General features: G+C 42.0%; 23 protein-coding genes and 1 tRNA gene. 6 read left to right on the top strand and 18 right to left on the bottom strand.

Annotated features, from left to right (window positions below):
- The first annotated feature begins 58 nt into the window (after positions 1 to 58).
- From proC to FLK61_RS08465, 3 genes are all read left to right on the top strand, one after another.
- Positions 59 to 877, top strand: a complete 819-nt coding sequence (proC, locus tag FLK61_RS08475) for a pyrroline-5-carboxylate reductase (protein ID WP_176009037.1) — start codon at positions 59 to 61, stop codon at positions 875 to 877.
- 77 nt (positions 878 to 954) lie between these two features.
- Entirely contained in the window at positions 955 to 1,770 is an 816-nt protein-coding gene (locus tag FLK61_RS08470; RefSeq protein WP_249777703.1) for an ion transporter, read from the top strand.
- An 81-nt stretch (positions 1,771 to 1,851) separates the two neighbouring features.
- Positions 1,852 to 2,163, top strand: coding sequence for a MerR family transcriptional regulator (locus FLK61_RS08465; protein ID WP_176009036.1), 312 nt, complete (start codon positions 1,852 to 1,854; stop codon positions 2,161 to 2,163).
- Between the two features lie 42 nt (positions 2,164 to 2,205).
- Here the strand turns inward: FLK61_RS08465 and FLK61_RS08460 are convergent, their stop codons facing one another.
- The gene (locus FLK61_RS08460; RefSeq protein WP_176009035.1) at positions 2,206 to 3,750 is read right to left on the bottom strand and encodes a M20/M25/M40 family metallo-hydrolase; all 1,545 of its coding nucleotides are present in this window, start codon (positions 3,748 to 3,750) and stop codon (positions 2,206 to 2,208) included.
- 85 nt (positions 3,751 to 3,835) lie between these two features.
- Here FLK61_RS08460 and cbpB point away from each other — a divergent pair, with 85 nt between their 5' ends.
- On the top strand, positions 3,836 to 4,318 hold the full coding sequence (cbpB, locus tag FLK61_RS08455; protein WP_249777702.1) for a cyclic-di-AMP-binding protein CbpB: 483 nt from the start codon (positions 3,836 to 3,838) through the stop codon (positions 4,316 to 4,318).
- A 52-nt stretch (positions 4,319 to 4,370) separates the two neighbouring features.
- On the opposite strand, the gene FLK61_RS08450 is transcribed toward cbpB, so the two are convergent.
- The 7 genes from FLK61_RS08450 to FLK61_RS08420 form a co-directional block, all read right to left on the bottom strand.
- On the bottom strand, positions 4,371 to 4,799 hold the full coding sequence (locus FLK61_RS08450) for an SRPBCC family protein (RefSeq protein WP_176009034.1): 429 nt from the start codon (positions 4,797 to 4,799) through the stop codon (positions 4,371 to 4,373).
- A 520-nt stretch (positions 4,800 to 5,319) separates the two neighbouring features.
- On the bottom strand, positions 5,320 to 5,757 hold the full coding sequence (locus FLK61_RS08445; protein ID WP_176009033.1) for a YaaR family protein: 438 nt from the start codon (positions 5,755 to 5,757) through the stop codon (positions 5,320 to 5,322).
- Positions 5,758 to 5,880: 123 nt separating this feature from the next.
- Complete coding sequence (locus FLK61_RS08440) at positions 5,881 to 7,626, bottom strand: flagellin N-terminal helical domain-containing protein (RefSeq protein WP_176009032.1); 1,746 nt, start codon at positions 7,624 to 7,626, stop codon at positions 5,881 to 5,883.
- Positions 7,627 to 7,650: 24 nt separating this feature from the next.
- Positions 7,651 to 8,064 (bottom strand): flagellar export chaperone FliS, encoded by a 414-nt coding sequence (fliS, locus tag FLK61_RS08435; RefSeq protein WP_176009031.1) that lies wholly within the window; start codon positions 8,062 to 8,064, stop codon positions 7,651 to 7,653.
- 94 nt (positions 8,065 to 8,158) lie between these two features.
- Positions 8,159 to 8,458: an EscU/YscU/HrcU family type III secretion system export apparatus switch protein gene (locus FLK61_RS08430; RefSeq protein WP_176009030.1), complete on the bottom strand. Its 300-nt coding sequence runs from the start codon at positions 8,456 to 8,458 to the stop codon at positions 8,159 to 8,161.
- Positions 8,455 to 10,896 carry a hypothetical protein gene (locus FLK61_RS08425; RefSeq protein WP_176009029.1) on the bottom strand — a complete coding sequence of 814 codons (2,442 nt, stop codon included), beginning with the start codon at positions 10,894 to 10,896 and terminating at the stop codon, positions 8,455 to 8,457. The genes FLK61_RS08430 and FLK61_RS08425 overlap by 4 nt, the downstream gene beginning before the upstream one ends.
- Before the next feature lie 69 nt (positions 10,897 to 10,965).
- Positions 10,966 to 12,147 carry a DNA polymerase IV gene (locus FLK61_RS08420; RefSeq protein ID WP_176009028.1) on the bottom strand — a complete coding sequence of 394 codons (1,182 nt, stop codon included), beginning with the start codon at positions 12,145 to 12,147 and terminating at the stop codon, positions 10,966 to 10,968.
- 161 nt (positions 12,148 to 12,308) lie between these two features.
- Here FLK61_RS08420 and FLK61_RS08415 point away from each other — a divergent pair, with 161 nt between their 5' ends.
- The gene (locus FLK61_RS08415; protein WP_176009027.1) at positions 12,309 to 12,506 is read left to right on the top strand and encodes a hypothetical protein; all 198 of its coding nucleotides are present in this window, start codon (positions 12,309 to 12,311) and stop codon (positions 12,504 to 12,506) included.
- A gap of 57 nt (positions 12,507 to 12,563) precedes the next feature.
- On the opposite strand, the gene FLK61_RS08410 is transcribed toward FLK61_RS08415, so the two are convergent.
- The 4 genes from FLK61_RS08410 to FLK61_RS08395 are packed head-to-tail and all read right to left on the bottom strand — an operon-like array spanning position 12,564 to position 17,748.
- Positions 12,564 to 13,673, bottom strand: a complete 1,110-nt coding sequence (locus FLK61_RS08410; protein ID WP_430708801.1) for a M20/M25/M40 family metallo-hydrolase — start codon at positions 13,671 to 13,673, stop codon at positions 12,564 to 12,566.
- 45 nt (positions 13,674 to 13,718) lie between these two features.
- Complete coding sequence (locus FLK61_RS08405) at positions 13,719 to 15,263, bottom strand: acyl-CoA carboxylase subunit beta (protein ID WP_176009026.1); 1,545 nt, start codon at positions 15,261 to 15,263, stop codon at positions 13,719 to 13,721.
- Positions 15,264 to 16,094 carry a methylmalonyl-CoA epimerase gene (gene mce, locus FLK61_RS08400; RefSeq protein ID WP_176009025.1) on the bottom strand — a complete coding sequence of 277 codons (831 nt, stop codon included), beginning with the start codon at positions 16,092 to 16,094 and terminating at the stop codon, positions 15,264 to 15,266.
- Between the two features lie 10 nt (positions 16,095 to 16,104).
- Positions 16,105 to 17,748 (bottom strand): acyl-CoA mutase large subunit family protein, encoded by a 1,644-nt coding sequence (locus tag FLK61_RS08395; protein ID WP_176009024.1) that lies wholly within the window; start codon positions 17,746 to 17,748, stop codon positions 16,105 to 16,107.
- A 139-nt stretch (positions 17,749 to 17,887) separates the two neighbouring features.
- Here FLK61_RS08395 and prli42 point away from each other — a divergent pair, with 139 nt between their 5' ends.
- The gene (gene prli42, locus FLK61_RS08390; RefSeq protein ID WP_176009023.1) at positions 17,888 to 17,977 is read left to right on the top strand and encodes a stressosome-associated protein Prli42; all 90 of its coding nucleotides are present in this window, start codon (positions 17,888 to 17,890) and stop codon (positions 17,975 to 17,977) included.
- Positions 17,978 to 18,056: 79 nt separating this feature from the next.
- Here the strand turns inward: prli42 and FLK61_RS08385 are convergent, their stop codons facing one another.
- The 6 genes from FLK61_RS08385 to FLK61_RS08360 all read right to left on the bottom strand — a co-directional run bounded on the left by FLK61_RS08385 (position 18,057) and on the right by FLK61_RS08360 (position 24,177).
- Positions 18,057 to 19,025: an aromatic acid exporter family protein gene (locus tag FLK61_RS08385; RefSeq protein WP_176009022.1), complete on the bottom strand. Its 969-nt coding sequence runs from the start codon at positions 19,023 to 19,025 to the stop codon at positions 18,057 to 18,059.
- Between the two features lie 304 nt (positions 19,026 to 19,329).
- Positions 19,330 to 19,404 (bottom strand) — tRNA-Arg (locus tag FLK61_RS08380).
- 66 nt (positions 19,405 to 19,470) lie between these two features.
- Positions 19,471 to 19,845 (bottom strand): hypothetical protein, encoded by a 375-nt coding sequence (locus tag FLK61_RS08375; protein WP_176009021.1) that lies wholly within the window; start codon positions 19,843 to 19,845, stop codon positions 19,471 to 19,473.
- Between the two features lie 741 nt (positions 19,846 to 20,586).
- Entirely contained in the window at positions 20,587 to 21,015 is a 429-nt protein-coding gene (locus FLK61_RS08370; protein WP_176009020.1) for a BrxA/BrxB family bacilliredoxin, read from the bottom strand.
- Between the two features lie 107 nt (positions 21,016 to 21,122).
- A complete protein-coding gene (locus FLK61_RS08365; RefSeq protein WP_176009019.1) occupies positions 21,123 to 22,397 on the bottom strand; it encodes a metal ABC transporter solute-binding protein, Zn/Mn family in 1,275 nt (424 codons plus the stop codon).
- 487 nt (positions 22,398 to 22,884) lie between these two features.
- Entirely contained in the window at positions 22,885 to 24,177 is a 1,293-nt protein-coding gene (locus FLK61_RS08360) for a dihydrolipoamide acetyltransferase family protein (protein ID WP_176009018.1), read from the bottom strand.

Below are 24,177 nucleotides of genomic sequence, written 5' to 3'. Positions count from 1 at the left end.
GACAAGCTTTACTACTAGTCAGATAATTAACATAATTTTATTATTTGGGGGACTTACAGTGAATGTATCAATTATTGGATCTGGCTCTATGGCCGAAGCCTTAATAGCTGGATGGGCACGACATGATGATGTATCTATGCTAGTTACAAATCGTTCAGACGATCATAAACTTCTCCATCTCGAATCAACTTATGGCGTGCATACATCACGTGACCCAAAAGCTCTTTTACAGCATGCAGATATCCTGCTCCTTACATGTAAGCCTAAAGATTATAAAGATGCGCTAATGCCATACGTTCCTCATATGACCTCTTCTACAATAGTCGTATCGGTGATGGCTGGTATCACAATAACGTCTCTTGAAGAGGTCGCTCCTCTCGCGCAGGTCATTCGAACAATGCCAAACACATCTGCTGCGGTGAATAAATCTATGACCTCTATAGCTGCCGGACAGTCTGCGTCGAATGTATCAATTGATGCTATATCTAGGCTTTTTAGTTTAGTTGGAGAGATCGCTTTCGTAGAGGAAAAACTATTAGATCCTATTACAGCTCTAACTGGTACTGGTCCCGCTTATATTTACTATCTAGTAGAAGCAATGGAGATTGCTGCTCACGATATTGGGATTGAAAAGGAACTTGCTCGAAAGCTGATTCTACAAACTCTTTCCGGAGCAAGCGAAACGGCTAAAGTTTCGTCTCATACACCTAGAGAGCTCTATAAGCAGATCATGAGTCCAGGAGGAACGACAGAGGCTGGCTTCCATGTGTTAGAAGAACGTCACGTGCAAAAAGCACTGATAGATTGCATTGGGGCGGCAAACGACCGCTCTAAAGAACTTGGTATCGTGTTAACAAATGCGCTAAAACGATCATAATTTGTAATAAGCTATATTTCTTTCTTTAAGCATCTCTAGTAGAATAGTAGAGATGCTTATTTAGGAGGAGAATTCTGTTGGAAGATATTACAACACTTAAGAGCTGGCAACGACCACTACATCGCTTAGTCAACAGCAATGCATTTACAACGACAATCATTATCCTCATTTTAATTAATGCGATAATCGTCGGTGTCGAGACATATCAAGGAATATATGAGAATAATCGCGCATTCTTTTTTGCGGCAGACCGAGTTTTACTTTGGATCTTTACAGTTGAGATAGCACTGCGTCTACTTGCTTCTCGCAATATTAAATCGTTCTTTAGCAATAGTTGGAATTGGTTCGATTTTATCATTGTCGCAGCTGGTCATATCTTTGTAGGTGCGCACTTCGTAACGGTGCTACGTATTTTAAGAGTGCTACGCGTATTCAGAGCAATCTCTGTTATCCCATCTTTACGAAAATTAGTGGATGCGCTTCTATTAACGATCCCTGCTCTCGGAAACATTTTTTTACTCATGAGTATTATCTTTTATATCTTTGCCGTTATTGGCACAATGCTCTTCCAAGAAGTTGCTCCAGAATATTTCGGGAATTTACAGTTGTCCTTATTAACCCTATTCCAAGTAGTTACGTTAGAATCATGGGCATCTGCGGTTATGAGACCAATCTTTGAAGAACTATGGTGGTCTTGGATTTACTTCGTCTCCTTCGTTTTAGTAGGAACCTTTGTTGTATTTAACCTATTCATTGGTGTAATCGTCAATAATGTAGAAAAAGCAGAAAATGCTGATGAAGAAGTGAAGGATACACATAAAGAAGTAACCGAATTACGAAAAGAAATCCAAGAATTGAAAGAGCTTATTGTGAAGAATTCTGACGAGAAATGACCAATGTAAGATTATCTCACATTTTTCACCAAGCGAATCTTTTTTCATGATATAGTGAGAAAAAAGTTGCTCTTCGGGAGGATGTGGATTTCTTTGCCATCGTCATATAAAGACAAGAAAGTGATTAGTATCGGTATCGCAAGTGAACTTACAGGACTTTCAGAACGTCAAATACGCTACTACGAAGAAAGAAAGCTAATTTTCCCTGAAAGAAGTAAAGGGGGTACTCGCAAGTATTCCTTTGGTGATATAGAGAGGCTTGTGGACATCGCAAATAAGATGGAGGATGGTATGCAGACGTTTGAGATACGTCGTGAAGAAATGAAAAAATCCTCTGTGCGTAATAAAATGCTTCGCGGTCAAATTAACGCAGCATTTAAAATGCGCGAATAAAAAAAGCTGTCCCACGGTAAAACGGGGCAGCTTTTTTATCGATTAAAACTCTTTCAAAACTTCTTTTATGATAGTAGGAGCAATTCGATACGATCTATCTATGTGCACTCTTTCTGTCCACTGATGCGCATCTCGACCGAACGTGCCATAGTTTAATACAGGCATCTCGATTTTTTTCATCTCAGAGAAGGGTAATGAATACCCGTTGTCCCAGAGCGGGGTATTATCCTTTAGAACACGAAGCTCTGATTCCTCTATTTGCAATCCTATGTAGCTCATATCAGAAAGTCCTGGGAAATAAGATTGGGTGATGACACGTTCATTTGCTTTTCGCAATTTCGAAGCAAGCTTTTCTCTTACTGTATTAAGTAAAGCGTCCTCTCTGCTTTTTACCGCCGGATAGAAAGGTGGACAATAATAAAGGACATAGAAAGGTGCTAAATCCTTTGCAAATTCGATAAGAGTTAAAAGGTAAGAGCTTGTTGAGTGAAGCATATCAGTTGGATCAACTTGTACAGATGAAATGCGTTCTAAAAATTCATCGCCAAATTTGGTATATGCATGTTCGTAGAGCTCTTGTACGGTGTAGACTTGAAACGAAAATCGGTCGTGATAAAACTCACCTACCTCTTTCGCACATGCGTTTAGGAGTTCTCTTAATGCAGTTGTGATTTGTAACGGAGTCCGCTCCATTGTTAATATATTATAGAGTCCAGAGGACGTAGCTGGAGTTTGAACAGAGTATTCCGATTTATGATCACGTTGAAACAACGTGCTCGGAGGTGCTGTTTTTTCGCCTTCTACTGTTTCGGAAAAAGCTTCGTTAAGCTCTAAATTCTTTGTAACAAATGATTGCATGAGTGCAGCATTAACACTGGCATTCTGATCTGCCACGTGCGCCTCTACTCCAACGCTCATCACACCAGCTAACAGCTTCCCAGCAGAGCCTGAGTAGATCCTGTGGGCGTTGTCCGTAGGAGCTTGAGGAAATGTAGGCTCTGTATTCCAAAAAAGCTTATAGGAGAGGTTGAATGTATCCTGAACACGCGAGAGCTCTTTCACTCCCTGCCTCATGCCTTGAGAGACACCCTCTTCGTCAGGAACAAACAGCATCACTAAGGAGTGGTGCAAACCTTCTTCAGCGGCAAACTCAATTAACTGCATACACATAGCAATAGAAGAGAGCATATCCATTGTACCTCTGCCAAACAAATAGTCGTTCGATTCGCTATCCTTTTTTACGTACTCAGTTAGCCGCAATTGTTTTACCTTTTCTGTCCATTCGATTGGTTGAAAGGCCATAGATGCATGCTCACCGAAATCTTCGACAGGAACGACATCGACATGACCAGAAAACACGATTGTCTCAGACGTTCGGCCCGGAATATATACCGAGCAACCAATTCTTTTGTCTTCCGTTAAAAAAACATGCATATAATCTTCATTTTTGTGGAAATAAGGAAGTGCGGCGAGCTTTTTATGTATGAACTCAATAATCTCTTTTTCACCATCTGTGCTATTTATACTTTTACACGCACATAGCTCTATAGCTAGTGTTAGTAAAGCTTCTTCCGTTTGCCAAATCATGAAAACGTCTCCTTCCGAATTAACAAGTCTTGGTTTGACAATCTCAACCAGGACGACTACCATTAAATATGGAGCCTCTATCTAGATGCTCCTAATTTTTAGACAGGATGTGTATAACGTGATGCCCAATGCACAAGAGCAAGATGTACTTAGTGGTTCAATCACAGCCTTTATTATTCCTGCTGAACAAGTCGCATGTGTACAACCAGAAAATTCGCTTGAACATGCCCTACTCGTTCTAGTTAAGTCTGGTTACACCGCGATTCCTGTACTTGGAATGGATAATAAGCTAAATGGATTAATAAGTAAAGCACAAATACTAGATTCTATTTTAGGTATAGAAAGAATGGAGCCTGAAAAGCTCGCTACATGGCTTGTCTCCGACATTATGAATAACGACCATGTTTCTATCCATAAGTCAGCTAGCTTTGAGCGGTTAATGACGTTGCTTATCCAATACCCATTTGTGTGTGTAGAAGATGAGAATGGAATTTTTGAAGGAATTATCCCTAGAAGCAAAGTGCTCGCCCACTTAAATGGCTTCTTACATGATCTGCGTAGACAGTAGCTATTGTTTTGTAAAAGGCTAGCGGAGTGACCCACTAGCCTTTTTGGTGTGCTTATAAGTACTTTTTCAACTGACGCTTTCGGTCTGAGAACATGCCAATGAGCATCGCTTTAATAAGCGGCGCAGGCACATATGAAGAGAATTCAACGCGATCAATCATCTTCGTTTTAGAAGGAGAAAGCTCCTTAAACGCATGCACATGTCGCCACTCTTTGAACGGAAATGGTAGCTTTTTCCCTTCATCCATAAAGTAGGCTTCCGGAACTACCTTCGTAATTTCTCCTTGCCAATCTAACTTGACAAGAAAGAAGTCCATCTTCAAATGCACGTGAGAACCTTCAAATACATCTTTATCCCCTAACAGCGTTATTTTAGGAAACCCCGTAATAGCTACAAGATTCTCGTTCGTTTGGAAAAACTCCCAAACATCTTTAATCGGTTTGTTGATTTCTGTTTTAAAATAAAAGGTACCTGAAAACATGACGTTCACCCTCTCCATCAATTGCTTCCATTAATCATAATGGAAGATGCTTGAAAATGGAACTAATTCGATTGTAATTGTGATGTTTTGTTACAGGGTAAATGGTTAGTTGGTAGTTCAGTTTTTGATTGCGGCGTGCAGTTTTCCCGAAACGTGCCTTGGTTTTCCGTTCGCGTCTCTCCGTTTTCCCGAAACGTGCCTTGGTTTTCCGTTTACTACCCTCAATCAACCGGAAACTCGACTCAATTAACCGCTCTCGTCCTTGAATTAACCGAAAGTCTAACTCGATTAACCGCTTTCGACTCTAAATTAACCGAAAACTTAGCTCGATTATCCGGTTATCGGCCTCAGTTATCCGGAAATCCCGTTTGATTATCCGAATACAAAGCTAGGTTATGACAAAGTGACATCATTCAGTTATCCTACTTACTTATCCTGAAAACACCTTTCAATATGTACGTGTGCTTATAACCCAATGAAAGACACCACACCCTTAAAAAAACCCCCATACCTGGAGGTTTTACGCATAAATATTAACTAGTAGGCCACGGATCTCGCCGACCATATTTAAAATATCTAGACTTTTTTTCTGTTCATGCAGAACGGCATTGGTCAAATCAATTAACTTACTGTCCACTTCACGAACAATTTTATATACCTTCGTTCGTCCGCGACGATTGAAGCCTTTATTCTCCTCTAAGTTCAGACCAAGCTTAACCGCATCATCCATAAAGTCTTTCACAAGCTGCTTGTACTTTCTTAGCTCATCGACCGTTCTAGACTCATACAACACTTTCCCTTGATCATCTATCTTTTCTAACAGCTGCCCAAGACGCTCATACTGTGCGTTGTTGCGCCCCTGCTGCATAATTTCCTTAAACGTAACCTTTGCCTCAGTCGGCTGTTGCTTCGACTCCTGACGAGCAAGCCCAGCCCGTGTGACGCGATTGACTTCCATATTACCTGCCTCCCCACTATTTTCATTATACGGGTATTTCCAAGCTTATTAAAGGAAAATTCGGTAAAACCGCTGAATAAAGAATGTCTCGGCAAGATTTTGCCGAGACACGTTTTTAACCATTTATTGAAGTAGCTGCAGAACGCCTTGAGGAAGCTGGTTTGCCTGAGCAAGCATTGCTGTTGCAGACTGATTAAGGATATTGTTACGTGTAAACTCCGTCATCTCAAGCGCCATATCAGCATCACGAATACGAGACTCTGAGCTTGTTAAGTTTTCATGCGTTACCTGAAGGTTGTTAATCGTATGCTCCATACGGTTTTGAACAGCCCCAAGCTTTGCTCGAATAGAAGATACCTGTTGAATCGCGCTGTCTAAAGCAAAGATCGCATCGTTTGCTTCCGTTTGAGTCGTCACACGAATTTGATCTATTCCAAGCTCCACAATGTTAAGCTCAGGAACATCGATCATCACGTTTTGGTTCGTGTTAGGCCCAATTTGGAACGCAAGAGCGTTGTTGATTACAGAGAATTCTGTTTGAGGTGTCGAAGTATTAAAGTTAGCAATTGCAGTCTTACCTGCAGCTAATAGGTCAGCATCTGCAGGTGCAGGCTCAGTTGGAACAGATTGAACAGCTGTTGCAATCTGCTTAGCAATTAGATTTACCCCTGCTCTTAAGTCAGCTGGTAAATCTCCATAAGTCGCTACAGTCATTCCTGTTTGAGTATTATATTCGCTTAAAACATCGGCTTCTAATGCTAAAACAATGTCTTCTTCGGATCCATCAATGATTGCTATACCTAAAGTAGATGTATCTGTAGCAGCATTAATAAGTCCTAAAGCCTCATCCAGTGTATCCTGTTTAAACCCGTCTAGATACCCAAGTGACTCCTGAATCGAACTATCAAACTTAAACTCCATTCCACCGTGCGTTACTTTACCATTCACAGTAGTAAGTTCTTTATCAAAGTCTACTGGACGGAATGTATCATTTGTCTCACTACCTTGCCATACTGCAAAGTTAGCTTTCACTTCAAGTGAAACTTTCACCGTACCTGATTTATCAATGCTTTCTAATGGAATGCTTAGTCCACCAATTTCTACTGTATCTCCAGCTTGTCCTACTTCAACAGCAATACGCTCATCCTTCGGTAAGCCGTCTGGACCAATTACTTCAATCGTCGCACTACGTACGCCAGTATCAGCGTTTTCGTTATAGCTACGAACGTTAATTGTATAAGTACCTAGTTGATTACCTGCACTTGGATCAGCAAATGCAATAGCTGCATCTTTACCTAAACCAGCTGCTGGTTGTTTAATCTCACGTACAAATTCTAGACCAGATGTTGAAAGTCCATAATCACCAGAACGCACATTAGGATTCACTACTGTTGGTTCTCCAACAATATTAGAAACATTTTTACCTTCGTTATATGTAGTCAACACCGCACTCTCACCATTTAAAAGCTTACGCGTATTGAACTCTGTCTTTTCAGCAACGCTATCAATTTCCGTTAATAGCTGATCAATTTCTTTTTGGATCTCTTCACGGTCTTGATCTGTGTTTGTATCGTTAGCTCCTTGTACTGCTAATTCACGCATACGTTGAAGCATCTCGTGAACTTCCTGCATCGCACCCTCAGAAGTTTGCATAAGAGAGATTGCGTCCATTGCATTACGCTCTGCCATTTTAAGACCACGGATTTGAGAACGCATTTTTTCAGAGATTGCAAGTCCAGCTGCATCGTCTGCTGCACGGTTAATGCGAAGACCAGATGATAGCTTTTCTAAGTTTTTAGATGTTGCCTGCTGATTTTGGTATAGGTTACGGTATGCGTTTAGTGCCTGAATATTATTGTTAATTTTCATGTTAAAAAACACTCCTTCAAGGGATTATTCGTACATCATACTTTGTTCGTATGCAGACGCTTGGCGCTTTAACGATTTCGACTGTGCGTCGCTATTTGTTACCATTGCTTTTTGCCATGCAACAGCAAGCTCTTCTAATGGCTTAATTACTTCATCAATTATTTCAATGCTTTTCTCATAGTTCGCAACAACAAGTCTATCCGCCATGTAGTTATATAACGCGTCTAGCTGATCCGCTACAATACCTGCCTCGTAGTTGATTCCTGCGCCTAATCGGTGCAAAATATCAATCGCTTTTTGAAGCTTCTCATTTACGACGACATAGTCTTTTTGAGTGATTGCTTCTTTAGCAGTCTCCAGGTGATCTAAGCACGCCTCGTATAAAAGGGCTGTTAGCTCTTGTGATGACTTTTTATGTAATGCCTCTTTTGTAATCAATGCTTTTCACCTCCACGAACATTCCACTTGACCTCCGTGTCTCGGTCCTGTCCTTTTGTCTCTACTTACAATATCGGCTCCACGCTCACATTTGTTAATAATTTCTCTCAATTTCTTCAATTAATAATAAAATTTCTGCAATAACTGCATAAAGCTGCGGAGGAATATTTTCACCTAAGTCGAGATCAATAAGATTTTCTAAAAGAAGCGCATCCTCCTCGAGATGGATATTGTTCTCTTTAGCGAGCTCTAAGATCCGCTCTGCGACATAGCCTTTGCCAGCGGCTACAATTTTAGGCTCCTCGCCGTTCGCCTCATCGTAGCGTAAAACAGCTGCCGACGGACCATTTTTAATCCGACGGTTCACTTGATTAAAATGCTTTTGGATCATCATATTTTATAATCAAATCCTTTCTCCGTCATGATCGGCGCTAGTCGTTCGTTTGCTTCGACCTGCTCCGATTGTTGCGCTTCCGTGAGAGCCTTCGTCGTCACACCTGACACGTTATAGCCAACCTCTTTTAGTTGCTCTAAATACTTCTCCGTGAGTGGCTCCACCTTTGCTCCAAACCCCTCTGTATCATTTTTCAGCGTTACCTGTAAATTTCGATCAGCGACATGGAGCGCAATTCCTAAAGGGCCTAACCCCTTCGTTTCGATATGAAAATAGAGCTGACAGTTCTCCCAATCGACCTCTTCCCCATTGTTACGGGAATTCACAAATACTTGTAAATCCTCCAACTCACCCTTTAATTGCATAGGTAGATGGAAGACATGCATTTGTTGGGAAGGGGTTGTTTCTTGTTTACTTAAAAGCTGCTGTCCGGTTAGATTTTGCATCGTTTGTTGCGCTTTTCCTTCTTCATCGCCACCAAGCTTCATCAGTAATGACTTTAAGTCACGCTGTTGGGATTCTGTTATAGGTTTCCCATTTACAAGCTGTTGCGCGAGCTCTGACTCTCTATTTAATCCAAGACCTCTTATCCCATCTAACACTTGCCTTGGAGAATGATCGTTATAAGTAAGCGTTCTGGCGACATAGTCAAGCTGCTGACTAGGTCGATGCACATTCGCTTTTGTCTCCATGTTTTGCACAACGTGCTGTACTCGTTCTTTTGTTGGTTGAAAACGAATCTCTTGAAGCGTTCGCTTTACTTCCTTCACTATTGCAGTAGCTTCTGCCATGTTTCCTCTAGAAAGAAGTTTATGGGCTTCATTAAGCTTTGCACTCGCGCCTAAGAGCTGACGCTCCTGCTTCATATTCGCATGAAGGAGCCAATCACTCTTCGTAATAGCACGATCCAATTGCTTGATGACATTCTCAAGCATTGGCTTTGCTTGAGGGAGTGCCTGTTGCTTGAACTGCGCAACTAGTTGTTCAACTCGCTGAAGCTGATTCACAACATCTCGCTGGAATGCTTTAAACTGATCCGTTGCAAGAGCAAGACGCTCCGTTACTTCCGTAATTAACAGTTGCTTGGACTGAAGACTTAAAGGAGAGAGTACATCATTTTTTACAAACTGCTCTAACTCTGCCATCCTAGCTTGAGCTGGATCTAATAACGTTTGCGACAGCTGTTGAAGCGAATCAGTTAGAATTTGTCTAGCGCCGAGCTCTCGTCCAGCATCTAGTTTTGTTGTAGCTGCTCGAACCGCGTCATCCCATTTTTGGGCAATCTCTCTAGGCATTGAAGTCATCTGCTCAGATACGGCTCGAATTGCTTCTTTTATGTTTGGCTCCTTAGTGAGAAGCTCTGTCATCGTTTGCATCGTTTCTTTCGTTGGCATTGGTGATAGCGAGACAAGTAAATCACGCATCGAAGCTACGGCCACCTCTTTCCCCTGCTTAGCTTGTAGCGTCAACATAGACCTTAATGCTTGATTGACTTCTTTTGAGAGTGCCTCGTCAGACTGAACAGTTGCTTGAAGTTGCTCGATAGCGGCTCTCACGTTTGTCCCAGATTGCATTGCCGCTATAACCTGTCGTACTGCTTCTGCTGTCTGCTCTTTAGTCGTTAAAACTTGCCGACTAGCTACTGCTTCCGAAGACCGATTGGATGTAGCTGGTTGGCTTTCCACTTGCCGATTTACTGCTTCTTCCACTTTAGAGAGGACACGTGACATCTCCTGTCTGTCCGCTTGTACAGGCAATGTTTGAATGCGCTCTTTCACTGCCTGAACTTCTTTTGTTACAGGTCTACCCATCGTGACGCGATCTTGGATGTTCCGTATCTCTCTCTCTACCTGTTCTCTCGAAGGTGTTTCTCTTCCTTGAGCTTGCGTTATCTGTGATTTATACGAGGAATGATGCAGTGCCTCATGCACGCTTCGAATCTGACTCGCAGTAGGCTCTAACCGTTTATGAGCGAGCATTGTAATCGTCTGCGCCCGCTCGCGCTCTGTGCCCTTCTCAGAGTTTACATACGAAAGAAGCTCACGTGCTGTATCGCGAGTTAGCGTAACTCCGCGCTGCATGAGCTTATCTGTATGAGCAAGCATTTCTCTGGATGGTTCTTTTATTCCGAGATCACGAAGCACACTTCGCGCGTCTTGCGCTGTGGGTACACCAGCTTGTCGGTCTTGTCCCGTTTGCCTAGTAACCTCTTTCACTCGGATCCCGTCGTCTGTCTTGCCTTGTACCTCAACGTGAATGACCGATCGATCAGGTACTCGACCTTCAAACGTTGCCTTCACCTCTTGCCCTCGTATCATAACCATTGCTTCTCTATCCGAAATACGTGAAGTAATTTGTGCTCGAGCCGTCTCCCCTTCACGAATGGGCTGAGAAGGTATATCTTGTTTTACGTGCTGCTGAGATGGATTTACTTGCATGATAGGTAGCACTCCTTTACAGATCCAAAATCGTACTACTTATATCGGTCTTTTCTTGTGTAATGTTTACTATAAATCCTCTTTTTCCTGAACAAAGCCTTTTCGTATTGCCTTCGATCCAAATTTCTTGTTTAAGCTAGATAAAAGCTGCTCCATCTCATAAGCCTTCGAATCTTCTTCATACGAGAACAAGTTTAGCTGTTTTCTCGCTAACCCAACTGGGACAAGCTCTTGAGCCGTCACCCCTACAAGCCTTACTGCGTCTCCATTCCATGCCTCCTCAAACAATCGTTTCGCCTCATTAAAAATAACGGCTTGATCATCTGTCGCATGAGCTAATTGCTTCGATCGCTGTATGGTCCGAAAGCTACTGTAGCGGATCGTAATTTGAATCGTTTGCGTATACACTTTCTTTTGCTTTAAGCGCGTTACGACCTTTTCTGTCATGTGACGGAAAATGGGTAAAACGGTTGCTACATCTTTTGCGTCTTTAGCAAGTGTCGTTGAGTGACCGATACTTTTAAAGTGATGAATCGAGTCTGGATCAACAGGTCGGTGATCAATCCCACGAGACTTCTCATGCATACGTCTTCCACTAACACCAAATAAGCGCGATAGCTCGTCAGGGTCAGAATCTACAATATCCTGAATCGTATGAAGTCCGTTTGCCTCTAATCGTTCCGCCGTTTTTTTACCTATCCCGTGTAATTCAATCGCTTTTAATGGCCACATCTTAGTAGGTAAATCCCTTTTACGAAGTACCGTGATACCCATTGGCTTTTTCATATCACTAGCCATCTTTGCCAAAAATTTATTGGGCGCAATCCCTATACTAGAAGGAAGGGACAGCTCTTTTACGAGTCTTGTTTGGATATGCTCCGCTAATGCGACAGCATCAACGCCTTCGACGACACTAGTGACATCCATGTACCCTTCATCAATGGAAACTGGTTCAACAAGCGGTGTGTATTCTCGTAGTATCGCAAACATAGCCTGTGACTTTTCTTTATAGCGATAAAAACGCGGCTCTCGAACAATAAGATCGCGACAATGTCTTAATGCCTCCCATAGAGGCATTGGTGGTTTAACACCTTCGGCGCGCGCTTCGTAGCTTGCCGTTACCACAATTCCACGACGTTGTTTCGCATTTCCAGCGATAGCAAGTGGCTTATTTCGCAGGCTAGGATCATCTGCCACTTCAACCGACGCATAAAAACTATTCATATCCACATGAAAAATAATTCTTGCCATCGCTCTCCCCCCTACCAAACGTATATTCTCTATTTTAACATGGAAATCGACAGTGACGACAGCAAATACGTTTTAATTCTCTTTTTTTACCAGTTCTTTTGGTTTTTGTCGCAATCTGTGTTATAATGAACGAATAAATAGGTGAAAGGTGGTCGAAGCTAATGCCAGACTTCCAAGAAACGTTCTCATTTCATAGTAGCGTTCTCTATCTCGTCTTAGAAATTGTACGAGATCATGCTCAAAAAGAATGGCCCTCACCTACGATTAGACAGCTATCCTTTCGGATTGGTTATTCTGAAGAAACAATTTTAGAGTCAATAGAGTTCGGAACTACTGAGCCTGCTACAATTCTGCAGTAGGCTTTTTTTCGTAAAAAGGGAAGGATTGCGAGCTATTCGCAAATCCTTCCCTCTTTTTTATTTCGTAGCTTCTTTCACTAAAGCAACGACTAGCTCTGATAGAGCACTTAATTCTTTTATAGCAATTCGTTCAGACGTTGTATGAATCTCTTCATAGCCTACACCTAAATTTACAGTTGGAATACCATGACCTGCAATGATATTCGCATCACTTCCACCGCCGCTATGTTTGTACGTTACTTCCCGACCAATTTCTTTAGCAGCACGAGTTGCAACCTGCACAACGTGGTCCTCTTCCGTTTGTTTAAAGCCCGGATAAACAACGTTTACTTCTACTTCAGCCTTAGCACCCATTTCAGCCGCAGCTTCTTCATACGCTTTCACCATCGCGTCTGTTTGGGCAACCATTTTTTCTTTTACTAACGATCTAGCTTCCGCTGTGATTTCGACGTAGTCACATACGATATTCGTTTGTGAGCCGCCCTCAAAACGTCCAATATTGGCAGTTGTCTCCTCATCAATACGACCAAGGGGCATATTGGCAATTGCCTTAGATGCTACGGTAATAGCAGAGACACCCTTTTCAGGAGCTACACCAGCGTGCGCTTTTTTACCACGAATAATAGCATTTACTTTTGACTGGTTTGGAGCTGCAGTAATGATTGTTCCTACTGGCCCATCACTGTCTAACGCATAGCCAAACTCTGCTTTCAGTTCGCTAGGGTCTAGCGCTCTTGCACCTCTTAGACCGGATTCCTCGCCAGCAGTAATAATGAGCTGAATATCGCCGTGCTTGACATCCTGCTCTTTCATGGTAGCGATAGCATCTATTAGCGCTGCTATTCCAGCCTTATCATCCGCTCCTAAAACGGTCGTTCCATCCGAATAAATATAGCCGTCACGGATCTCAGGCTTTACGCCAAGCCCTGGTACAACCGTATCCATATGACATGTGAAATAAATAGTAGGTGCGTCTGTGTTTCCAGGAACGGTACAAATAAGGTTGCCTGCTGCGTGTCCTGTTTCTTTTGCGCTATCGTCCTCTTTAACTTCAACATCTAAATCTGTTAGCTTTTTAGTTAAAAAGTCAGCGATCTCTCGCTCAAATTTTGTTTCTGAATCAATTTTTACTAATTCTAAAAATGTGTCTACGACTCTCTGTGTCATCTTAATCCCTCCAGGCAGTACATTCGATTTAAATTGTACCATACTTTAAAGAGGGATATTGCCGTGCTTCTTTTTCGGTCTAACTTCCTCTTTGTTTTCAAGCATATCAAAGCTTTGGATCAGCTTTATCCTTGTCTCTCTTGGATCAATCACGTCATCGACCATGCCATTTGCTGCGGCGATATAGGGGTTAGCAAACTTTTCGCGATAAAGCTCAATTTTTTCCGCACGCGTAGCTTCTGGATTGTCACTCTCAGCGATCTCGCGGTGGAAAATAATATTGGCTGCTCCATGAGGACCCATGACGGCAATCTCCGCATTTGGCCAAGCGTAAACGATGTCCGCTCCGATGGACTTACTGTTTAATGCTACGTAAGCTCCGCCGTAAGCTTTTCGTGTAATAACCGTGATTTTAGGCACCGTTGCTTCCGAATAAGCATAGAGAATCTTAGCACCATGTCGGATAATCCCTCCATGCTCCTGCTGTACTCCTGGTAAAAACCCTGTCACGTCTTCAAACGTAAGTAGCGGGATTTGAAAGCTGTCACAAAAGCGAATAAAACGTGATATTTTATCGGAAGAATCAATATCTAGTCCGCCGGCCATGACTTTTGGCTGGTTTGCAATAATTCCGATTGAGCGTCCGTTCAGTCTAGCGAATCCAACAACCGCATTACGAGCAAATTTCTCATGTACTTCAAAAAAGGAGTCCATGTCACAAACAGTCTGTATGATTTTCCTCACGTCATAAGGCTTAGAAGGATCAATCGGAAAATCATCTAAAATATCTGGAAGGTCATCGTTTTGATAATGAGCCTTTTTCGGCGGCTTCTCTCCTTCATGCTGAGGCAGATAAGAGAGTAAGTGTCTGACATGCTGCAAGGTCTCCTCTTCTGTTTTGTAAGTGAAATGCGCATTGCCACTTTTGGAACTGTGTACCTCGGCTCCACCGAGCTCCTCTGAGGTTAACGTAACACCAGTCACAGATTCAACCACTTTAGGTCCAGTGATGAACATTTGACTTGTATTCTCAACCATAAACACAAAATCTGTGATAGCTGGTGAATAGACCGCGCCTCCTGCACAAGGACCTAATATAACGGAAATCTGCGGAATGACGCCAGAATAAATTGCGTTACGATAAAAGATTTGTCCGTATCCATCTAAGGATAATACGCCTTCTTGAATTCTCGCGCCACCTGAATCATTTAGCCCAATAAAAGGTGCTTTATTTTTCACGGCGAGATCCATCACATTCGCGATTTTTTTCGCATGCATTTCTCCCAATGCCCCTCCGTAAACCGTGAAGTCTTGTGCGAACAGGAATATTTTCCTTCCGTTCACGAGTCCATATCCCGTTACAACTCCTTCACCAGGTGCGGATCCTTTTTCCATGCCAGGCTCATTAAAGCGATGCTCGATAAAGGGCTGAAGCTCAACGAAGGAATCTTCATCTACGAGTAAATCTATTCGCTCACGTGCCGTAAGCTTTCCTTTCGCGTGCTGTTTATCACGTCTCGCATCCCCGCCACCTAGCTCGACTGCGCGTCGTTTCTCATATAGCTCCGTTAACTTTTCGTACATATCCATTTAATCGCCCTCCCCTCGCTCAATCAGTTCAATTAACGTCCCTTGCGTTGTGCTTGGATGTAAAAAAGCGATAGGATGACCAGAAGCTCCTGGTTTTGGCTCTTTATCAATCAGTTTAACGCCCTCTTCTTCAAGCTCTTTTAGCCTAGACTCAATAGAGTACACTTGAAGTGCCAAATGATGAACTCCTTGCCCTCTCTTCGTTAAAAACGAGTGGATAGGACTACTCTCATCTAACGGCTCTAAGAGCTCAAGCGTCACATTTGAGAGCGGGATGAAGGCCACTCGGACACCTTGCGAAGGTACTTCTACAATCTTTTCGACCGCTAAGGCAAAGTGATTGAGATAAAATGCAGCAGTCTCCTCAATCGAATAGGTGGCAATACCAATGTGGTCGACTCCCTTTGGAGCAAGCTTTGGCGCTACCTCTTTCCCGCGGCGCTCCTGGATCTCTCGGGTAATGTATGATGCTATCAGCTTTGTAGATGTCCCTGGGGTAAATATTTTAGCTATCCCATCCTGCTCAAGCTGTATAATATCCTCTTGCGGGATCACCCCTCCACCGATTAATAAAATATCATCTGCCCCCTGCTCCTTAAGCTTTGCAATAACTTGGGGGAAAAGCACATTGTGCGCTCCGGACAAACTGGATAACCCAATCACGTCAACATCCTCTTGAATCGCCGCCTGCACAATTTGTGCAGGACTTTGCCTTAGCCCTGTATAAATAACCTCCATCCCCGCATCACGAAGCGCTTGAGAAATGACGAGCGCACCTCGATCGTGACCATCTAAACCAGGTTTAGCTATTAACACTCGAATTTTATCCATGACTGACCTCCTAGTTACCAAATTCTCCAAACACATCTCGTAGCGTGTGACAAATTTCTCCAATAGAAGCGTATTCTTTCACTGCAGCAATGATCGGGAACATGAGATTAGAGCCATTAAGAGCCGCTTGTTTAATATCTGCTAAACACGCCTCCACCGCTTCTTGATTTCTCGACTTTCTGCAAGCTTCTAGGCGACCTACTTGCTCACTGACAAGCGCCTCATCTAGCTTCATTACTGGCACCGCCTGCTCGTCCGTGGAGGTAAATCGATTGACACCCACGACGATGTCCTCTTCACCCTCCAGCTTCTTTTGAGCCTCGTATGCTGCCTGTCTGATTTCGCGCTGCATATACTGTTCCTGTACCGCTCGGACAGCTCCACCCATTTCTTCGATTCGGTATAAGTATCGCTGTGCTTCTTCCTCAAGCTTGTCTGTTAGGGTCTCTATATAATACGAACCTCCGAGTGGGTCAATCGTATTTGTTACACCTGATTCATAGGCAATGATTTGTTGCGTTCTAAGTGCGATACGCGCAGATTCCTCCGTCGGTAACGACAGTGCTTCATCCTTCGAATTCGTGTGCAAGCTTTGCGTTCCGCCGAGTACTGCTGCCATCGCCTGAAGAGATACACGGACAACATTATTTTCTGGCTGCTGAGCGGTGAGCGTACTACCTGCTACCTGTGTATGAAAACGGAGCATAAGACTTTTTGATTTTTTCGCTTGAAAGCGATCCTTCATGATAGATGCCCACATCCGTCTCGCCGCTCTAAATTTTGCAATCTCCTCAAAAAAGTCGTTGTGCCCATTAAAAAAGAACGCAAGTCTTGGAGCAAACGCATCGACATCCAGACCTTTATCGACAGCCGCCTGCACATAGGCAATCGCATTAGCAAGCGTAAACGCTAGCTCTTGTACAGCTGTGGACCCAGCTTCACGAATATGATAGCCACTAATACTAATCGTATTAAAACTTGGCGCATGATCGGTACAATACTCAAAAATATCGGTTATCAGTCTCATTGAAGGCTCTGGAGGATAAATATACGTGCCCCGAGCAATATATTCTTTTAAAATATCGTTTTGAATGGTTCCTTTAATCTGAGATGAGTCAACCCCTTGCTTTTCTGCTACTGCAATATACATAGCAAGTAACACGGATGCAGGTGCATTAATGGTCATCGATGTACTGACGTCCCCTAGTGAAATCTGATCAAAGAGAAGCTCCATATCCTCTAACGTATCAATCGCAACACCCACTTTGCCGACCTCACCAAGTGACATCGGATCATCAGAGTCATAGCCAATTTGAGTTGGTAAATCAAATGCAACAGAGAGACCTGTTTGTCCTTGCTCTAGTAAATAACGAAATCGTTTATTTGTTTCTCTCGCAGACCCAAATCCAGCGTATTGTCGCATCGTCCATAGCTTCCCTCGATACATGGTAGGCTGAATGCCTCTTGTATAGGGAAATTCTCCAGGTAATCCAATTTTATCTTTGTAAGCGCTATCAAATTTGTCCGGCACATAAAGACGTTCAATTTCAATATGAGAAGAGGTCTTAAACACCTCTTTACGTTCTGGACGTTTTTTTATCTGCTCCTTAAGCTTATGCTGCCACTCTTGATACGTTTGATCGAAAGAATCCATCGCTTCCATCACTCCTAATTAAGCAGTCAATATATGTTAGTAGTATACCATATCTTCCTTCTCATTTAGAAACTCGATCTTGAAAACGTCTCCCAAAATGAGTACAATAAGCTTAGCTACGTATATAGGAGGGAAAATAATGCCTCGTAAATTTAGAATGGCTATCATTTATGTGATGATTTTCATTATGTTTTTTGGAACTGTATTAATGGGAGTTTCCGCATTTTAATTGACGACTTCAAAAAAACGCGCATCCATCTGGATGTGCGTTTTTTTGAAGTCTTGATTTTGAGACACTACTCATTGCATTATTCAAACGCTCTGTATTCTTGAATAGGCTTAAACTGCTGTTTAATTGCTAAGTATTGATCTAGCTCTCTCACAACGTTAGCAAGTGCTGCACGAGCCTCAAATTCCTCTCTCGAGTCTGGAAGCTCCATTTCTTTATACGAGCTTCGGAGTTCTTCTAGCTTTTCGATAAAAATATAGGCCGTGTTTTGTGCATTAACGCCTTCAGATAGCTCTTCTAAAAAGTCTGCTAGCATATCAGCTTGATCTACATGATAATCAATAGACGTTAAAAGTGGCATAAGTCTCTCGATAATATCTAACTGTTTTTCTCTCATCTTAAAATAATGATAATACATATCTTCGTAGCGCAAGATGTGATTTTCTAAATTCTCAAGGGAGGCATTTTTGGCCTGATTAACGAGTTCAGAGGCATCGGTAATCTCCTTGCCAGCCCACTCACTTTCACCGGTCCGAATGTAAGACGCAAACTCTTTAAAAATAATAGATAAATCCTCTTCTAATTCCTTTTGCATCTGACCTAGCTTATCTTCCACGCTAGGCATATAGGCATTCATAAGGAGCGACATGCCGATTCCTATGCTAATTAATTGTACCTCATTCCAAAGAAGCCCGACCGTAACATTTCCAACTGTATATAGATGAAACATGATAACGGCACTTGTCACGATTCCGCTCGTAATTTTGAGTCTTACTGTGACGGGTATAAAAAGAAGCAGTACGATGGCGACGGAGTAAAACATGTAGCCTAGTGTCTCAAAAATGATACTCGCGATAACTAGCCCGATCATACAGGCTAAAAATCGGTTCCATGCGCTTTTAAAGGAACGCTTTCTCGTTTTTTGGATACACAATATGGTTAATATGCCGGCTGACGCAAAGAAGTCTAGGCCGAGCATTTGTGCGATTAGTATAGCGATTGCTGCACCAAATGCTGTTTTTAATGTTCGATATCCGATTCTAAACAATCGCGTCACCTGCTTTGTTTTTTGTTTAGGTATAGTTTATCATGTTCAATTTAAAATATTGACTGTCAGCTCTTCGTTTGATTTAAGAATATATATATATGAAAGAGTGTAGGTATATGTAGTTATTTCTCTTTGACATTAAGGGTCTGTTTATATGATATTAGCTCGGTTTTTGTGAATCATCTGTTTAGTGATAAGACTTCTAAATGTTATGGTTACCCTTTTTACATTCCTTAAGCTTCGTATAAATGAAGTTATATATACAAAAAAAGTCCGTCATCGACGGACTTAAAAGTTTGTTTAATGGCGCGCCCGTCAGGATTCGAACCCGAAACGCGAGAGCCGAAATCTCGTATGATATCCATTTCACCACGGGCGCGTGTAAAGCATCGTTTCGTTAACGACACTTTAGTAGTATAACAATTTCAGCATAAAGATGCAATTATTATTCGCTGTCCTTCTTAACAAGCTTTTCGTAGTCTTCGAACATCTTTTCGAAGCGTTCGTTCATTTGATCCTGGTCATAGCCTAGTCTTGCAAGACGTGCTGCAAAATTTTGAGCCCATAGCGTCAAGCGTTGGTTCATCTTTTCGTATTTCTTGCCTTCTTTTGCATTCTTTGTCTCTTTTGCTCGACCTTCTGCATTTGACATCACATTCTCAGAAATAAAGAGGCCTTTCCAAATGTGATCTTCATCGAACTCATCGGCATGCTCGTTAAAATATGCAACAGCATCCTTGTAGTAACGATCAAATTCCTTGAACGTAATTTCTTCCTCTTGATTTAAGTATATATGTATTTGGTTATATAGCTCTTCCATGTAAACTCACTCCTGTAGATTAATTGCAAAAATTGCACGCTTCAAAAAGTATAGCACAGTCCATAGAGCATTGTAACTATCTTACCAAGAAATATTTGAAGTTTGTTATAAATGCATCTATGAAAAATCTTTTTATGTATTTGTTTGAAGTAGATAATAATCACATTTTATACATAACCACATAATAACTAAACTACCATTTAGTTTAAATTAATATGCTATAATAAATATCTTAATAAGGGATTACAGCAATTTAGTTTTATTTAATGGAGGCAGGTATGAACTTCTTTAAGTTATTTATATTAAGTTCTTTATATGCTTTAATGGCATTTATTCCAGTTCAACTTCTCTTAAATGCATATAGAATTAACAGATTAACCAATTTGGAATTTGGTACGATCGAAATATTATTTGGCGTTTTTATATTCATTCAGTTAACTGTTGGCACACTGATTCTTTACTACCTTACAAAAAAATGGTTCTCCAGTCACAAGACTAATCTTTGGACTATTATGTTATGAATTCCTATTTTTGTCCTTTTTACACACATATTCACGACGATATTCCCTATGACTTATCGAGGAGACTATCCAAACCCGGTGTCTGGACTCGTAGTAAGAGGAGGATTACTCATGTACCCAATCTATATTTTGGCTATTAATTTATATAGTATAACATCAAACAAAAAGAGCCAAGAGGATCCTAATTAGGAAGCCTCCTGGCTCTTTTACGTGCACCGTATTATTTCTTGAAGTGCTCTTCAAATCCTGCTTCTAGCTTGTTAACGACTTCGATTGGTTCATGACCTTCGATTTCATGGCGTTCTACCATCATTTTAAGCTCGCCATCTTTTAGAAGCGCGAAGGACGGTGATGATGGAGGGAAGCCAGTGAAGTAAGAGCGTGCTTTCTCAGTTGCCTCTTTATCTTGACCTGCAAATACCGTTACGTAACGGTCAGCTTGTACTTCAAAGTTTTTCATGTATGCTGCTGAAGGACGTGCAATTCCTCCTGCACAACCACAAACAGAGTTAACAACTACAAACGTTGTACCTTCTTCCGTAAGTGCTGCATCTACCTCTTCCGGAGTGCGAAGCTGGTCATATCCAGCATTAATCATATCTTCACGCGCTGCTTGCACAACATCGTTCATAAACATTTGAAATTCCATGTCAAACACCCTTTCTTTATCATGTCTTCTTCTATTTTACACGTTTTTTATCGTAATACCAATAGAAGTGCACTAATTAAGGGAGCCACAAAAGATCCTCTGCTTGTTTACTGGAGACCCGTTTGAAGTGTCTCAATGTTACGTTGCATCAAGCTTACATAGTCTTCCCCATTTTCAACATCTTCTTCTGTCAGATTCTCTAAGTTGTGTAACCAAAGCTGTTCTGCACCTACTTGCTCACGAACTGTTTCAGCGATATTTGTAGGAATGTTTTGCTCAAACATGACGTAGTTCACATCATTTTCTTCCATATAAGCAATGACGCTCTCTACTTGTTGAATAGATGGTTCATTAGTCGGGGATAATCCCGTAATCCCCACCTGCTGAATGCCGTAGCGATCTTGCCAATATCCATATCCAGCGTGAGAAACGATAATTGTACTATTGTCTACCGCTTCGATCATCTCATTAAAATCAGCGTCTAACGCCTCTAAATCCGTCTGTAGCTCTTCAAAATTAGCAGTAAATGTTTCCTCCGCTTCAGGAAGTAGCTCTACTAATGTATTTTTAATCGACTCTGCAACCTCGATTGAGCGGACAGGATCTAACCAAACGTGTGGATCGAAGTCCCCGTGTGCGTGGTCGTGGCCACCTTCGTGATCATGGTCATCGTTATGACTGTGGTTATGCACGTCTTCATGATCGTGATTGTGCTCGTCATTGTGACTGTGGTTATGCTCATCATCATGGTCATGATTGTGCTCGTCATTGTGACTGTGGTTATGCTCATCATCATGGTCATGATTGTGCTCGTCATTGTGACTGTGGTTATGCTCGTCTTCATGGTCATGGTTGTGCTCGTCATTGTGACTGTGGTTATGCTCGTCTTCATGGTCATGGTTGTGCTCGTCATTCGATTCTTGGCTTAAGCTGACTCCATGGCTATATCCAATTAGTTCTAATCCTTCTGTAGCTTCTTGAATCATAACTCCTTGTGAAGAAACTGCATCAATAACACTGTCTGCAAATCCTTCAAATTCTGCGCCATTATATAAGAATAAGTCTGCTTCTGCAATACCGATCATTTGGTTTGCTGTTGGCTCAAACGTATGAGCGTCAGCGCCTACTGGTACTAGATTTTCTACGTTAACGTACTCGCCGCCAATTCGGTTTGTGAAATCTTCTAAGTAAAACAGCGTCGTTGTAATGTTTAGTGCATCCGCATCAGCTGGCTCATTGTTTACTTCGTTCGCTGTGTTAGTATTTTCCGTGTTACTCTCGTCTGCACTGTTCATGTCCTCGGCTTCGTTATTACTTCCGCATGCTGCTAGAAGCAACGCTGACGCGATTAATGTGTGCATAAGATAGCTCTTTCGTTGCATGGTAAAATGATCCCCTTCCGTAACCGTTACGTTTTATAATTTCTCACAATCGTGATTATATCGTATTGATTACGCTTTGTAAATAATAATGGTTACGATTAGATGTTTTTAGTCTCTTCCAACGTTTGTTTATGGGTAACACCAGATGTTTTAGAAGTAAATAAAAAGTATAAATATGCGTAGAAAGACTTTAGTCAGTTACCTTTAATTAGGATAGAAGGAAACCTATGATTTATTAGTAACACTTCTGCCTTAGAAAAGTAGAGTCCGGAAAACTAGGAGAGGTGAAAAGGTAAGCAAATCTTTGAACGGATAACCTTAGGCTTGGAACGGATAACCGCACATCACAAACGAATAACCTTAGGCCTTAAGCGGATTACCGCACGCCTTAAACGGATAAACTCCCCCTAGTTTCCGAGCAGCTTTGCTCACCTCCACACCCACACCAAAAAAAGCTAGCAGACGACCTTCGCCTGCTAGCTACTTCTTAAAGAGAGTCTGCACTCATATTTTCTAACGAATTCTTGATATGTGCCATGAATTTACCACACACAAGTCCATCTAATACACGGTGATCTAGTGACATACAAAGATTTACCATGTGTCGAATTGCGATTGCATCGTTATCTAAAACGACTGGACGCTTCACAATTGATTCAACCGATAAAATTGCGGCCTGAGGGCGATTAATAATTGGCTGTGATTGAATCGATCCGAACGACCCAGTGTTATTTAGTGTAAACGTACCACCCTGCATATCTGCAGACGTAAGCGTCTTATTGCGTACTTTGGACGCAATCTCATTTAACGATCGTGCTAAGCCTTTAATATTTAAATCATCGGCGTTTTTGATAACTGGAACGAATAGCTCTTCTTCTGTCGCAACGGCCATTGATAAGTGCACGTCCTTATGGCGAATAATCTTATCCTCTGCCCATCTCGCATTTACTTCAGGGAATTGCTTAAGCGCATCAATCGTCGCCTTCATAAAGAATGGAAGGAATGTGAGCTTGATGCCTTCCTGCTCCATAAAACTATCCTTCATGCTGTTGCGGAGTTTAACCAGATTTGTCACATCGACTTCAATCATCATCCACGCGTGAGGTGCTTCGTGCTTTGATTTAACCATATTTTGTGCGATGGCTCGACGTACTCCTGTGACTGGTACTTCAATCGTGCGTCCGTTTGCCACTACTTCTTGACTTGTCTGAGAAACTGGAGCCTCTTGCTTAGGAGCTTGGTGCTCTACTTCTTTAACAGGTTCCGCAGCACTCGGTGCAGCCGCTGGCTTGCTCGCAGCAGGAGGATTTTCGATAGCTTCTAAAATGTCTTTACGAGTAATTCGCCCACCGCGTCCAGATCCGTTTACTGATTGTAAATCAATATCATTTTCTTGCGCGAGCTTTAATACTGCTGGTGAGTATCGACCCTTTTGGCTTGTATCTTCGTTAGCTTTCGAAGCGCCCTCGTTCGGATGTGAACTAGATTGTGCAGCAGGCTCACTCTTCTCTATGCTAGTAGATGGTGCTTTAGTTTCTTCTCCAGCAACCTCGATCGTACAAATGACTTTGCCGACCTCTACCGTTTCATCTTCATTTGCGATTAGCTCACTTACGGTACCTTCATAAGAAGAAGGAACCTCTGCATTTACTTTATCCGTCATTACTTCTGCTAGTGGGTCATACTTTTTAACTTTATCACCAGGCTTCACAAGCCATTTTGTAATCGTACCCTCGGTTACACTCTCCCCGAGCTGAGGCATCGTAATTTCCGTAGCCAT

The organism is Paenalkalicoccus suaedae, assembly GCF_006965545.2.
GTDB classification, from domain to species: Bacteria; Bacillota; Bacilli; order Bacillales; family Salisediminibacteriaceae; genus Paenalkalicoccus; species Paenalkalicoccus suaedae.
The sequence above is the reverse complement of the archived record's forward strand: the minus strand, read 5'-3'. Positions and strand labels throughout refer to the sequence as shown.

Excerpts from the sequence above, each read along its gene's own strand:
- FLK61_RS08370 (WP_176009020.1), bottom strand. The coding sequence starts at position 21,015 with ATGGAATTTCAAATGTTTATGAACGATGTTGTGCAAGCAGCGCGTGAA.
- FLK61_RS08375 (WP_176009021.1), bottom strand. The coding sequence starts at position 19,845 with ATGGAAGAGCTATATAACCAAATACATATATACTTAAATCAAGAGGAA.
- FLK61_RS08445 (WP_176009033.1), bottom strand. The coding sequence starts at position 5,757 with ATGGAAGTCAATCGCGTCACACGGGCTGGGCTTGCTCGTCAGGAGTCG.
- FLK61_RS08360 (WP_176009018.1), bottom strand. The coding sequence starts at position 24,177 with ATGGCTACGGAAATTACGATGCCTCAGCTCGGGGAGAGTGTAACCGAG.
- FLK61_RS08440 (WP_176009032.1), bottom strand. The coding sequence starts at position 7,626 with ATGAAAATTAACAATAATATTCAGGCACTAAACGCATACCGTAACCTA.
- FLK61_RS08460 (WP_176009035.1), bottom strand. The coding sequence starts at position 3,750 with ATGATTTGGCAAACGGAAGAAGCTTTACTAACACTAGCTATAGAGCTA.
- FLK61_RS08425 (WP_176009029.1), bottom strand. The coding sequence starts at position 10,896 with ATGCAAGTAAATCCATCTCAGCAGCACGTAAAACAAGATATACCTTCT.
- FLK61_RS08420 (WP_176009028.1), bottom strand. The coding sequence starts at position 12,147 with ATGGCAAGAATTATTTTTCATGTGGATATGAATAGTTTTTATGCGTCG.
- FLK61_RS08365 (WP_176009019.1), bottom strand. The coding sequence starts at position 22,397 with ATGCAACGAAAGAGCTATCTTATGCACACATTAATCGCGTCAGCGTTG.
- FLK61_RS08415 (WP_176009027.1), top strand. The coding sequence starts at position 12,309 with ATGCCAGACTTCCAAGAAACGTTCTCATTTCATAGTAGCGTTCTCTAT.
- FLK61_RS08410 (WP_430708801.1), bottom strand. The coding sequence starts at position 13,673 with ATGACACAGAGAGTCGTAGACACATTTTTAGAATTAGTAAAAATTGAT.
- prli42 (WP_176009023.1), top strand. The coding sequence starts at position 17,888 with ATGCCTCGTAAATTTAGAATGGCTATCATTTATGTGATGATTTTCATT.
- FLK61_RS08450 (WP_176009034.1), bottom strand. The coding sequence starts at position 4,799 with ATGTTTTCAGGTACCTTTTATTTTAAAACAGAAATCAACAAACCGATT.
- FLK61_RS08465 (WP_176009036.1), top strand. The coding sequence starts at position 1,852 with ATGTGGATTTCTTTGCCATCGTCATATAAAGACAAGAAAGTGATTAGT.
- cbpB (WP_249777702.1), top strand. The coding sequence starts at position 3,836 with ATGCTCCTAATTTTTAGACAGGATGTGTATAACGTGATGCCCAATGCA.
- FLK61_RS08395 (WP_176009024.1), bottom strand. The coding sequence starts at position 17,748 with ATGGATTCTTTCGATCAAACGTATCAAGAGTGGCAGCATAAGCTTAAG.
- mce (WP_176009025.1), bottom strand. The coding sequence starts at position 16,094 with ATGGATAAAATTCGAGTGTTAATAGCTAAACCTGGTTTAGATGGTCAC.
- FLK61_RS08405 (WP_176009026.1), bottom strand. The coding sequence starts at position 15,263 with ATGGATATGTACGAAAAGTTAACGGAGCTATATGAGAAACGACGCGCA.
- FLK61_RS08430 (WP_176009030.1), bottom strand. The coding sequence starts at position 8,458 with ATGATGATCCAAAAGCATTTTAATCAAGTGAACCGTCGGATTAAAAAT.